General features: G+C 66.4%; 18 protein-coding genes and 1 pseudogene. 2 read left to right on the top strand and 17 right to left on the bottom strand.

The features are described 5' to 3' along the window. Nucleotides 1-80: 80 nt before the first annotated feature. The 5 genes from ACFC4D_RS04860 to ACFC4D_RS04880 all read right to left on the bottom strand — a co-directional run bounded on the left by ACFC4D_RS04860 (nucleotide 81) and on the right by ACFC4D_RS04880 (nucleotide 4,834). The gene (locus tag ACFC4D_RS04860) at nucleotides 81-1,160 is read right to left on the bottom strand and encodes a PrsW family intramembrane metalloprotease (RefSeq protein ID WP_376061860.1); all 1,080 of its coding nucleotides are present in this window, start codon (nucleotides 1,158-1,160) and stop codon (nucleotides 81-83) included. Then, nucleotides 1,157-1,726, bottom strand: coding sequence for a hypothetical protein (locus ACFC4D_RS04865; protein WP_364632923.1), 570 nt, complete (start codon nucleotides 1,724-1,726; stop codon nucleotides 1,157-1,159). Before ACFC4D_RS04865 ends, ACFC4D_RS04860 begins: the two co-directional genes overlap by 4 nt. A 147-nt stretch (nucleotides 1,727-1,873) precedes the next feature. Then, the gene (locus ACFC4D_RS04870; protein WP_375966539.1) at nucleotides 1,874-2,722 is read right to left on the bottom strand and encodes a lysophospholipid acyltransferase family protein; all 849 of its coding nucleotides are present in this window, start codon (nucleotides 2,720-2,722) and stop codon (nucleotides 1,874-1,876) included. 397 nt (nucleotides 2,723-3,119) lie between these two features. Next, nucleotides 3,120-3,887 carry an ABC transporter permease gene (locus tag ACFC4D_RS04875; RefSeq protein WP_375966538.1) on the bottom strand — a complete coding sequence of 256 codons (768 nt, stop codon included), beginning with the start codon at nucleotides 3,885-3,887 and terminating at the stop codon, nucleotides 3,120-3,122. Further along, complete coding sequence (locus ACFC4D_RS04880) at nucleotides 3,884-4,834, bottom strand: ABC transporter ATP-binding protein (protein ID WP_376061861.1); 951 nt, start codon at nucleotides 4,832-4,834, stop codon at nucleotides 3,884-3,886. The genes ACFC4D_RS04875 and ACFC4D_RS04880 overlap by 4 nt, the downstream gene beginning before the upstream one ends. Nucleotides 4,835-4,941: 107 nt before the next feature. Between ACFC4D_RS04880 and ACFC4D_RS04885 the strand changes: the two genes are divergently transcribed. Continuing rightward, nucleotides 4,942-5,682: a TetR/AcrR family transcriptional regulator gene (locus ACFC4D_RS04885; RefSeq protein WP_375966535.1), complete on the top strand. Its 741-nt coding sequence runs from the start codon at nucleotides 4,942-4,944 to the stop codon at nucleotides 5,680-5,682. Nucleotides 5,683-5,686: 4 nt separating this feature from the next. Here the strand turns inward: ACFC4D_RS04885 and ACFC4D_RS04890 are convergent, their stop codons facing one another. From ACFC4D_RS04890 to steA, 12 genes and pseudogenes are all read right to left on the bottom strand, one after another. Next, complete coding sequence (locus ACFC4D_RS04890; protein ID WP_376061862.1) at nucleotides 5,687-7,915, bottom strand: bifunctional serine/threonine-protein kinase/ABC transporter substrate-binding protein; 2,229 nt, start codon at nucleotides 7,913-7,915, stop codon at nucleotides 5,687-5,689. Between the two features lie 154 nt (nucleotides 7,916-8,069). Next, complete coding sequence (gene der / locus ACFC4D_RS04895) at nucleotides 8,070-9,485, bottom strand: ribosome biogenesis GTPase Der (protein ID WP_376061863.1); 1,416 nt, start codon at nucleotides 9,483-9,485, stop codon at nucleotides 8,070-8,072. Beyond that, nucleotides 9,482-10,150, bottom strand: a complete 669-nt coding sequence (gene cmk / locus ACFC4D_RS04900; protein ID WP_375967137.1) for a (d)CMP kinase — start codon at nucleotides 10,148-10,150, stop codon at nucleotides 9,482-9,484. The genes der and cmk overlap by 4 nt, the downstream gene beginning before the upstream one ends. A 65-nt stretch (nucleotides 10,151-10,215) precedes the next feature. Next, nucleotides 10,216-11,106: pseudogene (locus ACFC4D_RS04905) on the bottom strand (pseudouridine synthase); the annotation flags it as partial. A gap of 758 nt (nucleotides 11,107-11,864) precedes the next feature. Beyond that, on the bottom strand, nucleotides 11,865-12,635 hold the full coding sequence (scpB, locus tag ACFC4D_RS04910) for an SMC-Scp complex subunit ScpB (protein ID WP_376061864.1): 771 nt from the start codon (nucleotides 12,633-12,635) through the stop codon (nucleotides 11,865-11,867). After that, nucleotides 12,632-13,537, bottom strand: a complete 906-nt coding sequence (locus tag ACFC4D_RS04915) for a segregation and condensation protein A (RefSeq protein WP_376061898.1) — start codon at nucleotides 13,535-13,537, stop codon at nucleotides 12,632-12,634. Before ACFC4D_RS04915 ends, scpB begins: the two co-directional genes overlap by 4 nt. Before the next feature lie 53 nt (nucleotides 13,538-13,590). Next, nucleotides 13,591-14,484, bottom strand: coding sequence for a ParA family protein (locus tag ACFC4D_RS04920; RefSeq protein WP_364635915.1), 894 nt, complete (start codon nucleotides 14,482-14,484; stop codon nucleotides 13,591-13,593). A gap of 430 nt (nucleotides 14,485-14,914) precedes the next feature. Further along, nucleotides 14,915-15,835 carry a site-specific tyrosine recombinase XerD gene (xerD, locus tag ACFC4D_RS04925; protein WP_364632909.1) on the bottom strand — a complete coding sequence of 307 codons (921 nt, stop codon included), beginning with the start codon at nucleotides 15,833-15,835 and terminating at the stop codon, nucleotides 14,915-14,917. A gap of 139 nt (nucleotides 15,836-15,974) precedes the next feature. Next, the gene (locus ACFC4D_RS04930) at nucleotides 15,975-16,616 is read right to left on the bottom strand and encodes an NUDIX domain-containing protein (RefSeq protein ID WP_375966526.1); all 642 of its coding nucleotides are present in this window, start codon (nucleotides 16,614-16,616) and stop codon (nucleotides 15,975-15,977) included. Between the two features lie 108 nt (nucleotides 16,617-16,724). Continuing rightward, nucleotides 16,725-18,443, bottom strand: a complete 1,719-nt coding sequence (locus ACFC4D_RS04935) for a CTP synthase (protein ID WP_364632905.1) — start codon at nucleotides 18,441-18,443, stop codon at nucleotides 16,725-16,727. Between the two features lie 120 nt (nucleotides 18,444-18,563). Then, nucleotides 18,564-19,484 carry a copper transporter gene (locus ACFC4D_RS04940; RefSeq protein WP_375966522.1) on the bottom strand — a complete coding sequence of 307 codons (921 nt, stop codon included), beginning with the start codon at nucleotides 19,482-19,484 and terminating at the stop codon, nucleotides 18,564-18,566. Between the two features lie 7 nt (nucleotides 19,485-19,491). Beyond that, on the bottom strand, nucleotides 19,492-20,706 hold the full coding sequence (steA, locus tag ACFC4D_RS04945) for a putative cytokinetic ring protein SteA (RefSeq protein ID WP_375966521.1): 1,215 nt from the start codon (nucleotides 20,704-20,706) through the stop codon (nucleotides 19,492-19,494). Between the two features lie 139 nt (nucleotides 20,707-20,845). On the opposite strand from steA, the gene ACFC4D_RS04950 reads away from it, so the two are divergent. Further along, nucleotides 20,846-21,265, top strand: a complete 420-nt coding sequence (locus ACFC4D_RS04950; RefSeq protein ID WP_375966520.1) for an SRPBCC family protein — start codon at nucleotides 20,846-20,848, stop codon at nucleotides 21,263-21,265. The last annotated feature ends 1 nt before the right edge of the window (nucleotide 21,266 follow it).

Genomic DNA, 21,266 nt, shown 5'->3' on the forward strand with positions numbered 1-21,266 from the left:
AAGCTAGCGCTCGGCGGCTGAGTCGCAGGTAACCGGCACGCTCCCGATGGGTCGAAATCCTTCGGCGGCGCATGATGCGGCTACCTCCACGCCGTTTGCTGATAGTTCCAACTCGGCTCCGGCGGCACACCACCGGACAGCGCCTCGACCCGATCGATCAGCGCGCGTTCGTATCGCCGAGCCTGCCGCCGATCCATTCGGGTCGCGGCCCGCAGGCCCGCCCGGGCACGGCGGCGACTGCGCCGGGTGAGCAGCGAAGCCAACTGCTGTTCGGTGCCCAGCGTGCGCGCCGACGGCTGGGCGATGGTGGCGCGCAACCATTTTCGCTCGGTACCCAGCACCCAGCGATACGCCAGGCCGAAGATGAGCAGATCGACGATCACCGGGAAGAAGAGCGTCAGCACGCCCGGACCGCTCGGGCGCGGCGCGTCGAAGACGAAATGCATGGTCACCGCCATGGCGTAGAACAGCGCGAAGAAGCCGATCCGCCAGCCCCATGAGCGATCGGTGCGCAGCAACAGCACCACGATGCCCACACCCACCAGCGCCGACATCGCCCAGTGCGAGGTGAACGCGGTGATCAGCCGCAGGACCGCCACGATCAGCACATCCGCGATCGGATCCTGCGGAGCACCCAGCGCCGTCTGCACGCTGTACAGGCAATCCTCGGAGATCTGCGCGCCCAATCCGACGAAACCGCCGATCAGCAGACCGTCCATGGGCCGTCGCAGTCGCGCCCGGAACAGCACCGCGACGATGGCGATGCCGATCGCCTTGATGAACTCCTCATCGATGGGCGCGGCGATCGCCGCCTGCCAGTTGTTCGCGAACTCATCGCCCCCGAGCTTGGCGACCAGCTGTGTCACATGGTCATTCGCCCACAGCGCCACACCCGGCCACACCGTCGCACCCCAGATGAAACCCATCAGAATCGGCGCGATCAAGCGCCGCCGCGCGCGAAAAGGGTCCAGCTCGAACAACACCCAGCCGAAGAACACCAGCGTCAGCGCGGTCACCGGCAGCGCGGCCAGCGCCTGCGCACCGCCGAACCACACCATGCCCGCGGCCTGCACCAGGAACACCAGCGGTCCGGCCGCGACCACCACGCAGTAGACCCAGAACAGCGCCGACCGCGGCTGGAACCAGCCCGGCCCGGTCATACCTCGACCGCTTTGCTCGACGCGAGCACCGCGAGAATCATGGCCCGGCCCGCCTCCCGGGTCGGACCCGTGACGGTGATGGTCACCGCGATATCACCGGAATTCGCGACCGCGCAGACACCGCCCGCCGTATCGGGCAGCACACACATCCGGCCGTGGAACGAGCCCGCCTCGATGGCATCGCCGTCGAAGTGCACCTGATGTCCCGACGCGCGCAGCGGCAGCAGCAGTCGCGGTGCGGCGGTATCGAAATCGGTGATGCCGTCCACCACCGAGACGCCCAATCGCTGCTCCCCGATATCGGAATCGAGGATCGCGGAGGATTCGGAGCCGGTGGCGATGCGGCGCATGGCCTCCGGGACCGCGAACCGCACCCCGTTCGACGGATCGTCGGCGCCGTGCACGGCGCCGATACCGCTCGCGGTCAGCGTGATCTCGGTCCCCGCCGCGACCGCGGTCTCCCGATCGGGCACCGCCGCGTCCAACAGGGGTGGCACCACGGCGATCACGGCGAGGGCGGCCACCGCCGCCAGCGCCGGTCCGACCGAATGAATCAGGCGCGCCATGTCTTCCAGCCTCCCGGTCCGTGTGGCGGGCCCGCAACGGGTGACCGCCACACATATCGGATCAGCGGACGGACAGCCGTCCACCATGCAATAGCCGAGAGTTAACCACAATTCATGATGCGAGCCCGGCGCGCACGCCGCGACCGATTACAGCAGATTCGCCAGACCCGAGAGCGGACCGGGCAGCGCGGCCACGTGATTCTTCAGACCGGTCGCCACCGGGTTCGGGGTCGCCGCGCGCAGGCGATCCAGTTCGGTCTGCATGGTTCCGACGGTCTGCTCGTAGATGCGATCCACCAGTTCGGTGTCCTCCGGATCGCCGGGCTGGGTGGACCAGTCCAGAGCGGGCAGGAAGCTCACATCCACGTGCGAAGGCAGCGGAATCTGCGGCAGAATCGGCGCGATGCCGAACGGCAGGCCGACGGTGTACGGAAATACCTTGGCGCGCACCAGTTTATCGAGTCCGAGCACGCGAGCGGTGCGCTCACCGCGACTCACGATGAAGATGGAATCGTGGCCGCCGTTGGCGACCGCCGGAATCACCGGCACGCCCATTTTGAGCGCGAGCCGGATGAAGCCCTTGCGCCCGGCGAAATCGACCTTGCCGCGATCGGTCCACGGACGGCACGCCTCCCAGTCGCCGCCCGGGTAGACCATGACCGCGCCGCCGTCCTTGAGGCCCGCCGTGGCCGCCTCCTGCGAGGCCGGGATGACACCGAAATCGCGCAGGCTGTCACCGAGACCCGGTGCGCGCAAAAGGATTTCGTGTGCCACCCCGTAGGTGGGCTCATTCGGGCGGCGATCCATCGCCGCCATGAAGGTGATCCACACCTCGGGCGCCCAATAGATGGACGAGTGATTGCCGATCACCAGTGCCGGCCCCGCCGCCGGTAGGTTCTCCACGCCCGTCACCTGCGGCGTGAAGTAATTCGTATAGACCCGAGCCAGGGGAAGCAGTGGGTGGTTCGGGTTCGGAAGTACCGGTGTGTTGTTCATGGAATGTCCTGTCGTATCGCGTTACCGATGACGGGCGGCACGTAACGACACACGCCGACGTTTCGAATTCTCGACGTCGAGCCGAAATGTATTGCCCCCGGACAACATCCCCATTGATAGTCCTGACGGCCGCGTCCAGCGCGGTCCGGATTGGCAGTGCGCGTGCCGCTGCGTTGCGACCGATGCCCGTCACCGTCCTCCTGCCCTTCCGAGGTTAGCAAGCCAAGCAATTGCTTGTTAGGAAGTGTGCGAAACCCAACATCCGCAGCATGATTCGCGTGTCAGCGGGAATGCCGACATAAGATGACAGGCCGGGAACACATAGTTGGATGCGCATATCCAGGTAGACGAATATTGCTGGAGTCCGAGCACTCCCGGACCCCAGCGATGGTCATGATCAGTTCAGGCCGCGCCTGCGGTACAGCGTGCCCGCCGCCAGATAGCCGACCAAACCTATTGCGGCACACCAGATCAGGGCCGTCACCGGACTGTGGCCGATCGGCGTGCCCATCAGCAGACCGCGCACGGTTTCGGTGATCGGGGTGATGGGCTGATGTTCGGCAAAGCCCCGCAACCAGCCGGGCAGCGTATGCACCGGCACGAAAGCGCTACTCACGTAGGGCAGGAACATGAAGCTGAAGGTGAAACCGTTGGCCGCCTCCGGATTCGGCGCGAGCAGACCCAGCGCGGCGGCCAGCCAGGACAGCGCGAGAATGAACAGCGCCAGCATCGCGATCACACCGAGCCAGCGAATGGGATCCGCGGTCGGCCGGAAACCGAGCGCCACCGCCACCAGAATCACCAGACCGGTGGTGATCATATTGCGCAGCACGCTTTCCGCCACGTGGCCGGTGAGCACCGACGAACGCGAAATCGCCATGGTGCGAAAACGATCGATGATGCCGCTCTGCATATCGGTGGAGACCGCCACCGCCGTACCGCCCGCACCGAAACCCGAGCACAGCAGAATGATTCCGGGAACCACGTAGTCGATATACGCCCCGCCCACATTCAGCGCGCCGCCGAAGACGTAGACGAACATCAGCAGAATCACCAGCGGGATGATGATGGTCATCAGCAGGGTGTCGGGACTGCGCAGCGTATGCCGGAAACTGCGGCCGACCATGGTGCCCGAATCCTGGGCCGCGCGAACCAGAGTGCTCATGACCGAACGCCTTTCGAGGTATTACCGGTCAGGGCGAAGAAGACATCGTCGAGATCCGGTGTGTGAATGGATAATTGGCCGATGGACAGGTCGTGATCGTCGAAATGTTCCAGCAGCCTTCGGATATCGCCGACGCTGCCGTCCGAGGGCACCGACAGCACCAACTGCTCCATATCGGCCTCCGCGGATCCCACCGCGCGAGCGGCGGCCGCCAAGCCGTGTGCGTCGGCGAAGGTCAGCCGGACGTGACCGCCGGGGGCCAGCTTCTTCAACTCACCCGAGGTGCCCTCGGCGACGATGCGGCCGTCATCGAGGACGGCGATGCGATCGGCCAGTTGATCGGCCTCCTCCAGGTACTGCGTGGTCAGGAAGATCGTCACGCCATCGTTCACCAAACCCCGGATGACGGACCATAATTCGCGGCGGCTGCGCGGATCCAAACCGGTCGTGGGCTCGTCGAGGAAGACGATGCGCGGATCACCCATCAGACTCATGGCCAGATCCAGGCGGCGCACCATACCGCCGGAGTAGGAACCGGTGCGCTTGCGCGCCGCCTCCACCAGATCGAACTGTTTCAGCAATCGCGTTGTGCGCCTGGCGGTTTCCGCCGCGCCGAGGTGCAGCAGCTTACCGACCAGGCGCAGGTTCTCCTCCCCCGTCAGCAACGGATCGACCGCCGAATTCTGGCCGGTGACACCGATGATGCCGCGTACGGCATCGGCCTCCCGGACCGGATCGTGCCCGCCCACCAGCATGCGCCCCGCATCGGGACGGCCCAGGGTGACCAGTAGCCGGACCACGGTGGTCTTGCCCGCGCCATTCGGGCCGAGTAGCGAGAAGACCGTTCCGGCAGGCACATTCAGATCTATGCCGCGCAGCACCTGATGGTCGCCGAAGGATTTGGTCAGCCCGGACACCTCGATGGCGGGCCGGTCAGTGACTGTCATGGGGAACCCCCGAATCGAAAACTGTGTATGGTCTATACTCTGTTTATAGGCTACACAGTTTCCTGGATGGCGCAAGATGTACGGGAGCGTGAGAACAGGAGGGTCGAATGGATCGGCACGACGAAGGCGTCCTGCCCAAATCGGTCAAACTGCTGTGGAACCTGGATGATCCGGGCACCCGCGGCCCCAAACGCGGTCTGAGCCTGGACCAGATCCTCGACGCGGCCGTCGCCATCGGCGATGCCGAGGGCTACGCCGCCATCTCGATGGGCCGCATCGCCAAGGAGCTCGGCTTCACACCCATGTCCCTCTACCGGTACGTGGACAGCAAGGACACCCTGATCGAGATCCTGCACGACCGCATAATCGGACCGCCGCCCACACTGCCCGCCGACGCCGGTTGGCGCGCCAACCTGCAAGCCTGGGCCTGGGCCGAATTCCACGCGATCCGCAATCGCGAATGGTGGATGGATATCCCCATGACCGGTCCCCCGCTCGGCCCGAACAATATGGACTGGCTCGAAACCGGTATGGCCGCGGTCTCCGCACTGCCCATCCCCGAACCCCAACGGCTGCAACTGGTGACGAACCTGTCCTTCTTCGTCATCGGCCGCACCCGATTCCTGCGCGACACCATGCGCCACGTCGAGGACGACAAGGATTACAGCACCATCCTCGCCGCCGTCCTGGACCCCGCCCGCTACCCCGCCGTCACCAGCGCCGTCACCAACAACGCCTTCGAAGATGACGATATGCACTGGGACGAAGGCGATTTCGGCTTCGCCCTGGACCGCCTACTGGACGGCTACGAGGTCTACATCGACACCTACCCGAACCGAAAACGCTGATCTCTCAGCCGACCCGGTAGAGCCAGAGGCGGGGGTTGGCGGGGTCGCCGGTGGGGGTCCAGCCGTAGGTTTGGGCTATGCCTTCGCCGGAGTAGGCGGTGAGGTAGGTGAGTAAGTCGGGGTGGGTGACGTGGCCGGAGGCTATGCCGTGCAGGACTATTGCGGTGAGGTCGTACGCCTCGGCGGAGTAGGTGCCCGAGGGTGAACCGGTGAGGGTGCGGTAGGCGGTGGCGAAATCGGTGGGGGCGGCGGCACAGGGGCAGGAGAGGGTGGCTCCGGTTGCCACTGTGCCCGCGCGCTCTACGAAGGCGGGGTCGTTGCTGCCGTCGCCGGAGTAGAAGGGGATGGTGATGCCCGCGGTGTGGAGCAGCGGGAGGAGGGTGGCGGATTCGGTGTAGTAGCCCGCGTAGAAGATGGCGTCGGGGCCCGCGGTGGCGATCTTCGCTACGGCGGCGTTGAAATCGCCGTGCGGGTCCAGGGCGAACGAGCAGTTGGTGTCGGCGGCCGCGCCGAGGCCGGTGGTGACGGCTTTGCCGAGGCTCACGCCGTAGTCGCTGGTGTCCCAGACCACGCAGACACCGTGATGACCGGCGGTACCCGCGAGATAGCGGCCCATGGTGACGCCCGAGAAGTCGTCGTCGGCTAGGCCGCGGAAGAAGGTGCGCCAACCATTCTGGGAGAGTTGGGAATTGGTGGCGGACGGGGTGAGGAACGGGAGACCTGCGGTGCTGAAGATCGCGCCGGTCGCCTTGGTCTCACCGGAGAAGGCTGGGCCGATCAACGCCGCGATCGAGGAATCGGCGGTGATCTTCGGCGCGAGTTGGGCTGCGGTTTGCGGATCTCCGGTGGTGTCGAACTCCTTCACCGTGATCGCGCAGCCCGGATTCTTGCGGGTGAACTGATCGACTGCCAGGCGTACGCCGCCGAGCACATTGCGGCCCAGCGCGGCATTCGGGCCGGTGAGCGCACCGGCCATGGCGATGCTGGTCGGCGGACAGGTCGCGCCACCGTCTCCGGCGGGGTCCAAGGGAGTGTCAACGGCGCCGGCCGGATTGCCGTCCCCGTCCACTCGCATCAGGGGTTGGATACCGCCGCCCGGGGTGATCGTCATCTCCCCGCCCCCGGCCGGAATGGCCGCACCCGCCGAAGAATTGGACGATCCTTTGTCCCCCGACTTGGAATCCCTTGTCGCCCAGATGACTCCGAAGGTCACCGCGAGTAGTACCACGACAGCCGTCGCGCCGATCGCGATCCATCTACCTCGGCGCGGAGGCGAGGCACTCGGAGCCGGGGTGACCGGATTCGGGTCGATCGTCGTTGGCGGCGTCGCGACAGGATTCGTGGCGATAATCGTTGGGGGCGCGGTGGTTTCGAATCTCGGCGCGGACACCATGGTCGGTGGCACACCGGTGAGGGCGCGGGTCGCGGCGGCGGCGAAATCGCGGCAGGTGTCGAAGCGTTCGGCCGGATTCTTGGCCAGCGCGCGGCCGAAGACCGCATCGAGTTCGGCGGGCAGACCACCGCGGCGGGAACTGATCGGCGGGGGCTGGAAATGCAGATGACCCGCCACCACCGCCGCGGCCGTGCCGGATTGGAAGGGCGTGGCACCCGAGAGCAGCCAGTACAGGCTGCACGCCAGCGAGTACTGGTCCGAACGCTGATCCAGGGGCATACCCGACAACTGTTCGGGTGAGGCGTAAGCCAGTGTGGCGGTGAGGGTTCCGGTGCGGGTCAGGTGAGCGGTGTCATCGCGAAGGCGGCCGATGCCGAAATCGGTGAGCAGCACCCGCTCCTCATGGCCGAGGGTGGGGCGGGCCAGCATGATGTTGGCGGGCTTCACATCTCGATGCAGCACGCCGACGGTATGCGCGTAGTCCAGGGCTTTGGCGGTCTCCCCCACAATGCGAATGGCATGCGGCGGCGGCAACTCCGGCGGTTGCAGTGCGGCCGCGTCGGAGCCGTCGATGAACTGCATGGCGATCCACAGTCGCCCGTTCTCGACCCCGCGATCGGACACCGACACGATATTCGGATGATCGAGCCGGGCGATCAATTCCGCCTCGCGCTCGAATCGGGCGCGAATCTCGGCGTCTCCCGCGAACTCCGGGCTCAACACCTTCAGCGCGACCATGCGGGGCAGGCGCGGATGCCGGGCCAGATACACCGAACCCATACCGCCGCTGCCCAGCAGCCGTTCGACCTGGTATCCCGCGAAAATCTCACCCGCACGCATCGCCCGGTCCCCTCGGCAGCTACAGATTCCCTGGAACCGTACACCGGGTACGCGAAGTGGGCGGGCGCATCGACCCCAACGCCCAACGCCTCGGCATACGACAGGCCCCCGGTCGGTAACCGGGGGCCTGTCGGGGCGAACTATCGCTCGCGAATTACTTCTTGCGCTCGCGCTTCTCGCGCACGCGCACGTTCACCTGCACCGGCGAACCGTCGAAGCCGAACTCCTCACGCAGTTTGCGCTCCAGGAACCGGCGGTAACCGGCCTCGAGGAAGCCCGTGGTGAAGAGCACGAACGTCGGCGGCCGGGTGGACGCCTGGGTCGCGAACATGACGCGCGGCAAACGCCCGCCACGCATCGGCGGCGGAGTCGCGGCCACGACCTCCTTGAGCCAATTGTTCAGGCGGCCGGTGGAAATGCGCTTATCCCACGATTCCAGCGCGGTCTCCATCGCCGGAACCAGCTTCTGCACCGCGCGACCGGTATGCGCGGAGATATTCACCCGCTGCGCCCAGCGCACCTGCACCATCTCGCGGTCGATCTCCCGCTCGAGCTGCTCGCGGCGATCCTCATCGACCAGATCCCACTTGTTGTAGGCGATCACCAGTGCGCGACCGGTTTCGGCCACCATGGAGATCACCCGCAGATCCTGTTCGGTGACCGGCTGCGAGGCATCGATCAGCATGACCGCCACCTCGGCGGACTCGATCGCCGACCGGGTGCGCAGCGAGGCGTAGAACTCGGTGCCGCTGGCATTGGCGACCTTGCGGCGCAAACCCGCGGTATCGACGAAACGCCAAGGCTTACCGCCCAATTCGACCAGCGAATCGACCGGGTCCACGGTGGTGCCCGCGACATCGTGCACCACCGAGCGCTCCACGCCCGACAGCTTGTTGATCAGCGATGATTTGCCGACATTCGGCTTGCCGACCAGCGCAACACGACGCGGGCCGCCCTGCAAACCACTGCCCTCACGCGGGGTTTCGGGCAGCACCGCCAGAATATCGTCCAGCAGATCACCGGTACCGCGACCGTGCGCGGCCGAAACCAGTTTGGGCTCACCGAGACCCAGCGACCACAGTGCGGCGGCGTCGGCCTCGAGCTTCTGATTGTCGACCTTGTTGGCGACCAGGATCACCGGGGTCTTGGAGCGGCGCAACACCTTTGCCACCGCTTCATCGGTCGCGGTCGCGCCGACCACGGCGTCCACCACGACCACGATGGCGTCCGCGGTCTGCATGGCGACCTCGGCCTGCCGGGCCACCGACTGCTGCAGACCCTTGGCATCGGGCTCCCAGCCGCCGGTGTCCTGCACCAGGAAACGGCGTCCGGCCCAGGTGGCCTCGTACGAGATACGGTCGCGGGTAACGCCCGGGACATCCTCGACCACCGCTTCGCGGCGACCCAGAATACGGTTCACCAGCGTGGATTTACCCACGTTCGGCCGGCCGACGATGGCCAGCGTCGGCATGGGCACATGCTCGGCGTCCTGCTCGCCCTCGAATTCGGCGATATCCCAATCGGCTTCATCCGACCAGATGCCATCACCGGCGAAGGTGTCCTGCGTCACTGCGCGCCTCCTGCCGAAATCTGCTGTCCGACAACGCGGTACAGCTCGTCGATAACCTCGTCCATATTCAGCTCGCTGGTGTCGACCAGCACCGCGTCCTCGGCCGGACGCAGCGGCGACACCTTGCGGGTGGAATCGAGATTGTCGCGGCGCTGCACATCGGCCAGCACCGCCTCGAAATCATCACCGCGACCCTCCGCGATGTTCTGCACATTGCGGCGCGAGGCGCGGGCCTCGGCGGACGCGGTCAAATAGATCTTCACATCGGCGTCGGTCAGCACGACGGTGCCGATATCACGGCCCTCCACCACGATTCGGCCCGCGGCGGCAGCGATCTCCCGCTGCAGCGCCACCAGCTGATCGCGCACCTCGGACACCGCCGACACCGCGGAAACGGCCTTGGTCACCGCATTGCCGCGGATCTCCGCCGACACATCCTCACCGTCGAGCAGAATCACCTCGCGACTCGGATCGGTGCCGATGGTCAACGGCAATTCCTTGACCGCCGCCACGATCGCATCGGCGTCATCGAGATCGACACCGCTGCGCAGCACGCGCAGCGTCGCCACCCGATACATGGCACCGGTATCGAGATACCGGGCCTCGAGCCGGGTCGCCAGCTTGCGCGACACACTCGACTTGCCGGTGCCGGACGGGCCGTCCATGGCCACGACCAGCGGCGCGACGCCGGTGAGTCCGCTGAGCCGATCTTTCACAGTTCCCACACCGTTCACAACGACACCGCCTCGTAGAGCTTCCCGATTTCGTCACGACCAAGAACACGCAGCGCTCCCGGGCGCTGATCGCCCAGCGCCACCGGGCCCACATGGGTGCGCACCAGCGCGGTCACCGGATGGCCGACCTCGGCCAGCAGGCGGCGCACAATATGCTTGCGGCCCTCGTGCAGCACGATCTTCACCAGCGATTTGCCCTGGCCGACCTCGAGCACCTGGAACTTGTCGGCCTTGGCCGGACCGTCCTCCAACTCGACGCCGTCACGCAGCAGCTTGGCGACATTGCGCTGATTGACCTCACCGTTGACCGTGGCCAGGTAGGTCTTGGACACCTCGTACGAGGGGTGCATCAGGCGGTGCGCCAGATCGCCGTCATTGGTGAGCAGCAGCAGACCCTCGGTATCGGCGTCCAGACGGCCGACGTGGAACAGGCGCTGCCCGGCCGCGATTCGCTCGGCCACGATATCGCCGACGCACGGGCGGCCCATCTCATCGGACATGGTGGACTGCCAGCCCTTGGGCTTGTTCAGGGCCAGATACACCTGCTCATCGCGGACCACGACACGCACACCATCGACACGAACGACCGCGTTCTCCGGATCGATGCGCAGGCCCTGCTCGGTCACGATGCGACCGTCGACCTCGATACGACCGGCCTCGATCATGTCCTCGGCCACGCGCCGCGAGGCGACACCGGCCTTGGCGAGCACCTTCTGCAGGCGTTCACCCTCGCCCCACGGGAGCTTCTTGCGGGTCTCGCGATTCTCGTCCTCGACATGCTGATGCCGCGCGGGCTTGGCATTGCTCAACATCACCGGCAGTGCGGGCGACGGGCGATGCACCTTCTTCTTCGGCGTGGGAGAGGTGCTCGGCGCGAGCGGACGACCGCCGCCGATGCGACCGCGCGAGGCATTGCGATCCTGACCGAAACCGGTGCGATCGGCGCCGAAACCGGTGCGGCCCTGCGCACCTCGCGAATCACCGGTGCGCGGGGCACCGCCGCGGGGAGCCGAACCACCGCGGGCGGACGGAGCCGCGCCGCGCGAATCACCGAAAGATCCACCGCCACTGCGGGATCCACCACGCGAGTCGTACGAACCCGAACCACCGCGGGAATCGCCACGCGAACCGTACGAACCGGAACCGCGCGAATCACCGTACGAGCCACTGCCACCGCGGGATCCACCACGGGAATCGCCGCGCGAACCGGCATAACCGGAACCGCCGCGCGAATCACCGCGTGCGCCACCGTACGAACCCGAACCGCCGCGCGAATCACCGCGTGCGCCGCCACCGTACGAACCGGAGCCGCCGCGGGAGTCCCCGCGCGAACCGCCGCCGTACGAACCCGAACCACCGCGGGAGTCGCCGCGCGACCCGCCGTAGCCGGAACCACCGCGCGAATCGCCGCGCGAGCCCTCATAGGATCCGCGAGACGAGCCGCCGTACGACTGCGAGTCTCCGCGTGATCCGCCGCGCGGCGAACCACCGCGCGAATTGCCATATGAATCGCCGTCACGCGATGACGCGGACCTGTCGGTCCGGCCTCGGGCGGCCTGCGAACCGCCCCGGGGCGATTCGAAATTACGTTTACTACGGTCCGGTGTGCCATCTCGGCGAGCGGGAGTATTCACGTTGTCCTATTTCAATCCTCGGTGCCGAGGTCGATATTCGCCTCGGCTGGTTTTTTCAGCCTGGTGAACCGTGGGTCCGTATCCAGGCTCTCGTTGATCTCGTCGATCAGGTCGACGCCCGGGAGCAGCGGCGCCAACGGCGGCAAATCCGCCAGGGACGCGAGTCCGATCCGTTCCAGGAACAGTTCGGTCGTGACGTACAAAGTGCCGTTGGTCTCCGGGTCCGTTCCGGCCTCCGCGACCAGCCCCCGCGCCAGCAGGGTCCTGATCACGCCGTCGATATTCACGCCGCGCACCGCACTCACACGGGCCCGGGTAACCGGTTGACGATAGGCGATCACCGCCAGGGTTTCCAAGGCAGCGCGAGTGAGCTTCGAACGTGCGCCGTCCAACAGCATACGTTCCACGTAGGGCGCGAATTCCTGCCGCGTGTAGTAACGCCACCCATCCCCCACGAACCTGAGATCCATACCACTGCGCCGATCGGACAATTCGGCCGACATATCGCGCAGCGCCGTCTCCACCCGCAACGCGGTCGCGTTCACCGCGTTCGCCAGCGAATCCACCGGCGCCGGCGCGTCCACCACCAGCAACATCGCCTCCAGCGCCCCCCGGAACTCGACCTCGTCCAACGTTTCCGAGTCGAGCGGATCCACCTCATCCCCGAATTCGAGACTCGTCTGCCCCGGCTCCCCGGTGTCGTGGGCAATGTCACCTAGGACGTCGCTCTCACCACCCGGCTCCGGGGTCGCGTCCTCCAGGTTCCGCACTGCCTCGGTCACCCGTAATCCTCCTCGATGGTTACCGGTTCGGGTCGGTCGCCCGGCTCGCCCACGTAGCTCACCGAGAGCGGGCCGAGTGGATCGGACTGATCGAACTCGATCGTTTTGCCGCGGTAGAGCTCCAGCAGGGCCAGGAAGCGGGCGACGATTTGCACCGCTACCTCGCAGTCGTGGCAGATCTCCGCGAAGGTGGTCCAGCCGCCTATGCCGCGGGCCTTGAGCATTTCCAGTACCAGGGCGGCCTGTTCGGCCACCGAGATGGAGTGGTTGTGCAGATGGTCCAGGCCCACTGTGGGGATCGGGCGGGGGCGGAACGCGGCCGCGGCGACCTCCGCGAAACCCGCGGCATCGACTCCCAGCGTAACGTCCGGCAACAACTCCAGGTAGCGCTCTTCCAGCGAGACCGCGCGCGGATAGCGTTGGAGCGCAGCCGCCTCCAGCTCGCCCAGCAACTCCGCGACCTGTTTGAAGGCGCGGTACTGCAGCAGGCGGGCGAACAGCAGGTCGCGGGCCGAGAGCAATTCCAGGTCTTCCTCATCGGAGACCTCGCCCGAGGGCAGCAGGCGCGCGGCCTTGAGATCGAGCAGGGTGGCCGCGACGACCAGGAATTCGGTGGTCTGATCCAGGATCTTGTCCGCGCGCAAGCCCTGTTCGGTGGACATGCTGGCGGTCAAAGCCTTGGTGTAGGCGATGAATTCGTCCGTCACCTTGTGCAGGGCGACCTCGGTGACATCGAGGCGGCGCGAGCTGATCAGCTGCAGCAGCAGATCGAACGGACCCTGGAAGTTGCTCAGCTGGAGGTGAAATCCGGTCTTCTTGTCTGAATTGACCGATTCCGGCGGTGTTTCGGGCGCGACGATATCCGCGATGACACCACTCACGGCATCGGAACCCTCGGGCAGCGGTGTACTCACGTCCACCGGGTCGGGTGCGGACGCGGGTTCGAACGCATCGCTCAACGGCCCGACCGGAGGATGACTTCCCGCGCCATGGCCCGATACGCTTCCGCGCCACCGGATTTGGGCGCCCAGGTGGTGATCGGCTCACCCGCGACGCTGGCGTCGGGGAAGCGCACGGTACGTGAGATCACCGTGTCGTAGACCAGGTCGCCGAAGACCTCGACCACACGCGTCATCACCTGCCGAGAGTGCAGGAGGCGGGCATCGAACATGGTGACAACGATGCCGTACAGCGCCAGCTCCGGATTCAACCGGTCCCGCACCTTCTCCACCGTGTCATTGAGCAATGCGAGCCCGCGTAGCGAAAAGTATTCGCATTCCATCGGAATGATCACACCGTCCGCGCAGGCCAGCGCGTTCACGGTGAGCAGGCCCAGGGACGGCTGGCAGTCGATGAGGATGTAGTCGTAGCGGCTGCGCAGCGGCGCGAGCGCGCGCCCGAGCGTGTGCTCGCGGCCGACCTCGTTGACGAGCTGGATCTCCGCCGCCGACAGATCGATATTGCTTGGCAGCAGGTCCATATTCTCGACCTTGGTGTTCATCAGCACCTGATCGACGGTGACCTTGCCCGGACCGACCAGCAGATTGTGCACGGTCTGATCCAGATCATGGTGCGCCACACCCAATCCGGCCGAGAGCGCGCCCTGCGGATCCAGATCCACCAGCAGCACCTTGCGGCCGTACTCGGCCAGTGCCGCACCGAGATTGATGGTGGAGGTGGTCTTGCCCACCCCGCCCTTCTGATTGCACATGGCGACAATCAGCGCGTCCCCGGTGTGATCGGGTGCGGGCGGCTCCGCGATCTCACGCAAAGGACGTCCGGTCGGACCGAGTTCCGCGCTACTGGCGACATCCGGCGCCTCCCACAGGGTTTGCGCGGCGGTTTCGATCCGCTGGCCCGCACCACCGGCTTTCGTCACGTCCGCTGCTCCTTCGACGTTCCTGCCCTTGCCCCGCCCCGCCCGAAATGCTGTTGGGCGGCGCGCCCGGCCGCGTGTGCGGTCCGGTATCTAACAGACGCTACCGTCTGTCGCTCCCGTACCCACGTTCGGACACGCACCCTAAACCTGCACTTCAGACAGGGAAAAAGCCGTCCAGTCCTGCGCTGACGCTGGTCGGGGCCGCTTTCCCGTTGTAGCCCTTCGGGATTGACCCATTCTGAAGCCAGACACCGGCATCGGCAGGGTTACGCCCGAATCCGAGCCGAACGGGGTGAAAACATGCGATGAAGCATGCCGTGCCCACCGCCGATTCGTCACGGCCGGGCATACCGGTGTCCATGATTCGCGGGAACACGCGTCAGGGACGCGCCAGGACGGCCTAGCGGGCGCGCGGATGGGCGGTGGCCCAGACCTCGTGCAGCGTGCCGACGGTGACCAGGGTGTAGATCTGGGTGGTGGTCACCGAGGCGTGGCCCAGGAGCTCCTGGACGACGCGAACATCCGCGCCACCGTCCAGCAGATGGGTGGCGAAGGAATGGCGCAGCGTATGCGGGGAGACGTGGGCGGCGATACCGGCCCGCTCGGCGGCGGAATGCAGTATCTGCCAAGCGGTTTGGCGCGATAGTCGGCCGCCGCGATGATTCAGGAACAGCGCCGGATTGCCTTTGCCGCGCACCGCGAGCGCGGGACGGCCCCGGACCAGGTAGTTGTCGACGGCGGCCAGCGCGGGCCGGCCGATGGGGACCACGCGCTGCTTACCGCCCTTGCCGCGCAACAGCACCGCGCGTTCGGCGGCATCGATATCGTCGACATCCAGGCCGACCATCTCCGAGATGCGCGCGCCGGTGGAGTAGAGCAATTCCAGCAGCGCGCGATCGCGCAGGCCGCGCGGGGCGTCGGCGCTCTCCCCGCCGGTGGCGTCGAGCAGGCGCGAAATCTGGTCGTACGGCAGCGCTTTGGGTAATCGCCGCGCGGGCGAGGGCGGTTTGACCGGATGCGCCACATCCGCCTCGATAATGCCCTCGGCCGCGGAGAATCGGTGCAGTCCGCGCACCGCCACCAGCGCCCGCGAGGCCGAACTGGCCGCCAGCGCCGGATGATCGGCGTCGCCCGAGCGCATGGACACCATGAAATCGGCGATATCGTGCTCGGAAACCCGCGCCAGGGTGTCGATTCCGCGCCCCTCGAGAAAACCCCGATACCGCACCAGATCCCGGCGATACGCGGACAGCGTATTGCGCGCCGCACCCCGCTCGACCGTCAAATGGTCGAGGTAGGCGTCGATCTCGCGGCTCAGCACGCAGACATCATGGCAGCAGGTACCGACAGTCAGCCGCACCACGACAAATCCGGCGCGGCCCGGCGCGCGGGCCTCCGTCATGAGGCGCGCGAACACGGGCCGGGTCCGCCGGGAAGAACGGGCGGCTTGCCGCGGGCGATTAGCTCTGGGCCGCTTTGCGTTCCAGGAAGGCGGTGGGCAGGCCCGGCCAGGGGGCGTCGGCGGGGCGGAGTTCGGCTCCGGTGGCGCGGGCGGTCATCAGGGCTGTCACGCCCGCTACCGCGGTGGCATTGGTGATCTCACCGGCGAGAGCGGCGCGGACGGCTTCGGCGAGCGGAACGCGCAGGAGCTGGATGTCCGCCTCTTCCAATTCGGGTTCGGGGCGGTCGGTTTCGTAGAGGCCGGAGGCGAGGTAGATGCGCAGCGCCTCATCGGTGAACCCGGGCGAGAGCGCGATATCGACCAGCACCGACCATTCCCGGGCGGCCAGCCCGGTTTCCTCGGCCAGCTCACGCTTGGCGGCTTCGAGGGGATCCTCGCCCTGCTTGTCCAGCAGTCCGGCGGGCAATTCCAGCAGCCGCCGTCCGACCGGATGCCGATACTGGTTGATCAGCACCACATTGTCGTCCTCGTCCACCGCCGCGACGGCGACCGCGGCGTGGTGTTCGATCACCTCGCGTTCGGCGACCTTCCCGCCGGGCATGACGACCTGATCCAGCCGCAGCGCCAGGATCGCCCCCGAGTACACGGTGCGGCTCGAGACGGTATCGAATTCATGTGTTCCGGGCGCGGATTCAGCCATTGGGCAACCTTATCTGTCGATCGGACCGCGAAACGCCGACGGCCCGGCGGATATGGGTTCCCACCATCGGGAACCCGCTCCGCCGGGCCGTATTTCGACGTGCGAACGTCAGCTGGTCACTTTCTCGCCCTCGGCGGCTTCCGGCATATCCACCGGAAGCTGTTCGGCGAGCTTGTAATCCAGCGCAGCCGCGATGAGCGCCGCGAACAGCGGATGCGGGCGCGTCGGCCGGGACTTGAGTTCCGGATGCGCCTGCGTGGCGACGAAGAACGGATGCTTGTCCGCGGGTAGCTCCACGAACTCCACCAGGTTGCCGTCCGGCGAGGTGCCGCTGAACTTCAGTCCGCTCTTGGCGATCTTGTCGCGGAAGGAGTTGTTCACCTCGTAACGATGCCGGTGCCGCTCGGACACCTCGGTGGCACCGTACGCCTGCGCGACAACCGAACCGGCCTCGAGTACCGCCGGGTACGCACCGAGTCGCATGGTGCCGCCCAGATCGGCCTCACCGGCCACGGCCTGCTGCTGATCGGCCATGGTCGAGATGACCGGGTACTTCACATCGGGCTCGAACTCGGTCGAGTTGGCATCGGTCAGACCGACCGACCGCGCCGCCTCGATCACCATGCACTGCATGCCCAGGCACAGGCCGAGGGTCGGAATGCCGTGGGTGCGCGCGTAATTGATCGCACCCACCTTGCCCTCGATACCGCGGATGCCGAAACCGCCCGGAATGAGCACCGCGTCGACATCGGCCAGATGCGATTGCGCACCGGCCGGGGTCTCGCACTCATCGGACTGCACCCAGCGGATGTTCACCTTGGCCTTGGAGGCGAACCCGCCCGCCCGCAATGCCTCGGTGACCGAGAGGTACGCGTCCGGCAGATCGACGTACTTGCCGACCAGCGCCACGGTGACCTGCTCGCGCGGGTTGTGCACCCGATCCAGCAGCCCGCCCCATACGGTCCAGTCCACATCGCGGAACGGCAGCCCGAGACGGCGCACCACGTACGCGTCCAGGCCCTCGCGGTGCAGCACCTTGGGGATGTCGTAGATCGACGGCGCGTCCGGGGTGGAAATGCAGGCGTCCACCTCGACATCGCACATGAGCGCGATCTTGTTCTTGAGCGGCTGCGGCACCTCGCGGTCGCAACGCAGGATCAGCGCATCGGGCTGGATACCGATATTGCGCAGCGCCGCCACCGAATGCTGGGTCGGCTTGGTCTTCAGCTCGCCCGAGGGACCCAGGTAGGGCACCAGCGAAACGTGCAGGAAGAAGCAGTTGTCCCGGCCCACATCGTGCCGGATCTGCCGGGCCGCCTCGAGGAACGGCTGCGATTCGATATCGCCGACCGTGCCGCCGATTTCGGTGATGACCACGTCCGGAACCTGACCGTGCAGGTCGGGTCCGGCCATGGCCAGAATGCGATTCTTGATCTCATCGGTGATGTGCGGGATGACCTGCACCGTGTCACCGAGGTATTCGCCGCGCCGCTCCTTGGCGATGACGGTCGAATAGATCTGCCCCGTGGTGACATTCGCGTCCTGCGACAGATCGCGATCGAGGAAGCGTTCGTAATGACCCACGTCGAGGTCCGTCTCCGCGCCGTCCTCGGTCACGAACACCTCACCGTGCTGGAAAGGGTTCATGGTGCCGGGATCGACGTTCAGGTACGGATCCAACTTCTGCATCGTCACGCGCAGACCGCGTGACGTAAGCAGCTGACCGAGGCTGGAGGCGGTCAGACCCTTACCGAGTGAAGAGGCAACGCCACCGCTGACGAAGATGTGTTTCGTGGCCGCGCGCGCCGGAATCCGTGATTGACCCACGGGACTTCACGGTAACACGTCTTGCGGATGCCGATCGAATGCCACGCGCGCCGTCCGGTCCCGTTCCCGCCCGCTTGCCCGGTGGTAGCGCCGATATCGCCCGCGCTGCTCGCGAATCGGTCAGCGCGGCATGGCGGCGACTGTGAGCGAGGTCGCCCTGGCACCGGTGCCGTATCGCCCGGTACCACCGTTCAGCTGCTCGGTGAGGCCGAGCACGGTGGTGAGGCGGCCGATGGCGTGATCCACATTGTCGACGGTGGTGATGGTCGCCAAGGGGGCTTCATCGCGGGCAACGGCGATCGGTCCGGGGCCTTCGGCGGCACCGTGGCGACCCGCGAGCACCACGCCCGCGCTATGCGCCCGCAAACCACCGGCGAACCTGGCGATGATGGTGCCGCGATTGTTCTCCCCGGCGCGCGCGCCGTCGCCGGTGACCACCACGGCCAGCTGTGCGGGATGCACCTCACCGAAAGCGAGGAAGCCGCCGCCGCGCAAGGTCTCCAGCGCGAGTCCGCGTTCCTGTTCGGTGCCGCGCGGCTGATTGCTCACCGGATCGGTGAGTAGCACCTGGCCGAGCAGATCCCCGCCGAGGCTGCCCTGATCGGCGGCGTCGATCTGCAATTTCGCGCCCGCCGGAACGACATTGGTGAGCGCGGTGCGCAGCCGATCGCCCTCGGCGGAATCGGTGAACGCACCGGTGAGCGCGACCCGGCCGGTGACCGTGGCTCCGGCGGCGGTCAGCGAATTGGTGACCGCGTCCGCATCGGCGTTATCGGCGTCGGGGGTGGTGAAGACCAGCACGGACTTACTGCCGAGGCTGCCCGCGAGCACCTTGGCCGCCGACCCGGTGAGGAAATCGTCGGCCGCCTTCAATTGCTCTGCGAGCCTGGTGTTCTCGGCGGTCAGCGCGTCGACCCGCTGTTTGTCCGCGGAGCCGGGAAAGAATCCGTCGCTGTGCGTGCGGGTGCCGAGCACCACGCCGAGCGCGAGCGCCAGAAAGACGGCCGCGATCGAAACCGCGTGGTGCCGAAAGGAAATCATGGGTCCCCTATTTCAGGTGGCGATCGAGCTGGGCCTGCATCCAGTGCGCGCCGCGATGCCAGGTGTCGGCGATCCAATCGGTGACCTCGGTGCCCATATGCGTGGCCAGTAGCGCGACGATCAACGCGACCAGCGCGGCCAGCACCACCAGGGCGACGGCCCAGCCCGAACCGCGGTGCCGGTACAGCGCCGCAACGGCTTTCGCGTCCATCAGTTTGGTGCCGATCTTCAACCGGGTCAGGAAGGTGGCCGGGTTGGAATCGCGGCGGCCGCGATCGAAGAACTCGTCGAGGGAGACGGCCGCACCGGCGGTGACGATCAGGCTCGCACCGTGATGATCGGCCAGTAGCAGCGCCAGATCGGCGGCCGCACCGGAGGACGGGAAGGTGGTCGCGCCGATGCCCAGATCCTGGATGCGCTCCAAACCCTTTGCGTGCCCGTCGGTATCGGCGGGCAGGATCACCTCGGCCCCGCATTTGAGCGTGGTGGCGGTGATCTCCTCCGGATCGCCGACGATCAGATCGGGGCGATATCCATTGCGGGTCAAGGTATCCGCACCGCGCCCGACGCCGATGAGCACCGGCGCGTACTCCTTGATGAACGGTTTGATGCGCTTGAGATCCTCGGCGTGATCGGGTCCGTCGCCCACCACCACGACGTGACGCTTCTTCATGTCCAGCGCGACCTCGGGCACCCCGATGCCGTCGATGAGCAGTGAGCTCTCGGTGCGAATGAACTCGATGGTGTTGCCCGCGAACGCTTCCAGATGATCGGCCAGACCGTTGCGGGCCTCGATCATGCGTTCGGCGATCGAGGTTTCAGTGAGTTCGATGCCCTCGATGAGCGCCTCGGGTTCCTTCTTCACCACCTTGTCGGCGAAGATGACGCTGCCGTCGATGCGGACCCTGGCGCCATCCTTGATCTTGGTGAAGACATCGTTGCTGAGCGCGTCGATGAGCAGAATCCCATTGGCCACCAGTACTTCCGGGCCCAGATTGGGATAGCGGCCGGAGATGGACGGCGAGGCGTTGACCACCGCCGCGACACCCGCCTCGACGAGCCGGTCGGCGGTCAGCCGATCCAGGTCCATTTCGTCCAGAACGGCCACGTCACCGGGTCCGATGCGTTGCAGCAGACGCCTGGTATTGCGGTCGACCCGGGCCATCCCGGTGATACCGGGCAGCGATTCGGTATTACGCGACAGCAGGGCCAGCATCTTCATAACGATCGATCATTACCGCAAACCCTCAACCATTGGTGGAGGCGCGCCGGTCCGCGAAGGGATTGTCTCAGTCGGACTGTGTCCTTACCAGCCGGTAAGTATATGCTCCGGACAACGGTTCGAGAGGAGACCCACCGTTATGGCCAGCACCACCGTTGATACTGTCCTGCCCGCTTCGCGCGACCGCGTCTACCAGCTCTTCGCTGATCGCGATGCCCTCAGCTCCTATCTGCCGATTCAGATTTCGCTCAAGAAGCCGGGCATCGGCAGCCCGTCCGGCGTCGGCGCCCAGTACCTGCTCGGACTCGCCGGACTCGGCATCACCGAGGAGACCACCGAACTGGTTCCCGGCGAGCGCATGGTCTACCGGGTCGTGAAGGGCGCGCCGGTCAAGCGGCACGTCGGCACCATCACCTTCGCCGACGCCCCCGGCGGCACCCGCGTGGTCTACACGATGGAGTCGGACCCGAGCCTGCCCGTGCCCGCCAAGGTGCTCGAAGCCGGTCTCAAGAGCCTGATCAACGTCTTCCTCGGCGGCGTCCGCAAGGCCGTCAAGTAGG

This window comes from Nocardia sp. NPDC056000, assembly GCF_042269265.1.
GTDB lineage: Bacteria > Actinomycetota > Actinomycetes > Mycobacteriales > Mycobacteriaceae > Nocardia.

What these genes read in the sequence shown, in the direction of transcription:
- ACFC4D_RS04860 (WP_376061860.1), bottom strand. Translation starts at nt 1,160, where the DNA reads ATGACCGGGCCGGGCTGGTTCCAGCCGCGGTCGGCGCTGTTCTGGGTC.
- ACFC4D_RS04865 (WP_364632923.1), bottom strand. Translation starts at nt 1,726, where the DNA reads ATGGCGCGCCTGATTCATTCGGTCGGACCGGCGCTGGCGGCGGTGGCC.
- ACFC4D_RS04870 (WP_375966539.1), bottom strand. Translation starts at nt 2,722, where the DNA reads ATGAACAACACACCGGTACTTCCGAACCCGAACCACCCACTGCTTCCC.
- ACFC4D_RS04875 (WP_375966538.1), bottom strand. Translation starts at nt 3,887, where the DNA reads ATGAGCACTCTGGTTCGCGCGGCCCAGGATTCGGGCACCATGGTCGGC.
- ACFC4D_RS04880 (WP_376061861.1), bottom strand. Translation starts at nt 4,834, where the DNA reads ATGACAGTCACTGACCGGCCCGCCATCGAGGTGTCCGGGCTGACCAAA.
- ACFC4D_RS04885 (WP_375966535.1), top strand. Translation starts at nt 4,942, where the DNA reads ATGGATCGGCACGACGAAGGCGTCCTGCCCAAATCGGTCAAACTGCTG.
- ACFC4D_RS04890 (WP_376061862.1), bottom strand. Translation starts at nt 7,915, where the DNA reads ATGCGTGCGGGTGAGATTTTCGCGGGATACCAGGTCGAACGGCTGCTG.
- cmk (WP_375967137.1), bottom strand. Translation starts at nt 10,150, where the DNA reads ATGGACGGCCCGTCCGGCACCGGCAAGTCGAGTGTGTCGCGCAAGCTG.
- ACFC4D_RS04930 (WP_375966526.1), bottom strand. Translation starts at nt 16,616, where the DNA reads ATGGCTGAATCCGCGCCCGGAACACATGAATTCGATACCGTCTCGAGC.
- ACFC4D_RS04940 (WP_375966522.1), bottom strand. Translation starts at nt 19,484, where the DNA reads ATGATTTCCTTTCGGCACCACGCGGTTTCGATCGCGGCCGTCTTTCTG.
- steA (WP_375966521.1), bottom strand. Translation starts at nt 20,706, where the DNA reads ATGAAGATGCTGGCCCTGCTGTCGCGTAATACCGAATCGCTGCCCGGT.
- ACFC4D_RS04950 (WP_375966520.1), top strand. Translation starts at nt 20,846, where the DNA reads ATGGCCAGCACCACCGTTGATACTGTCCTGCCCGCTTCGCGCGACCGC.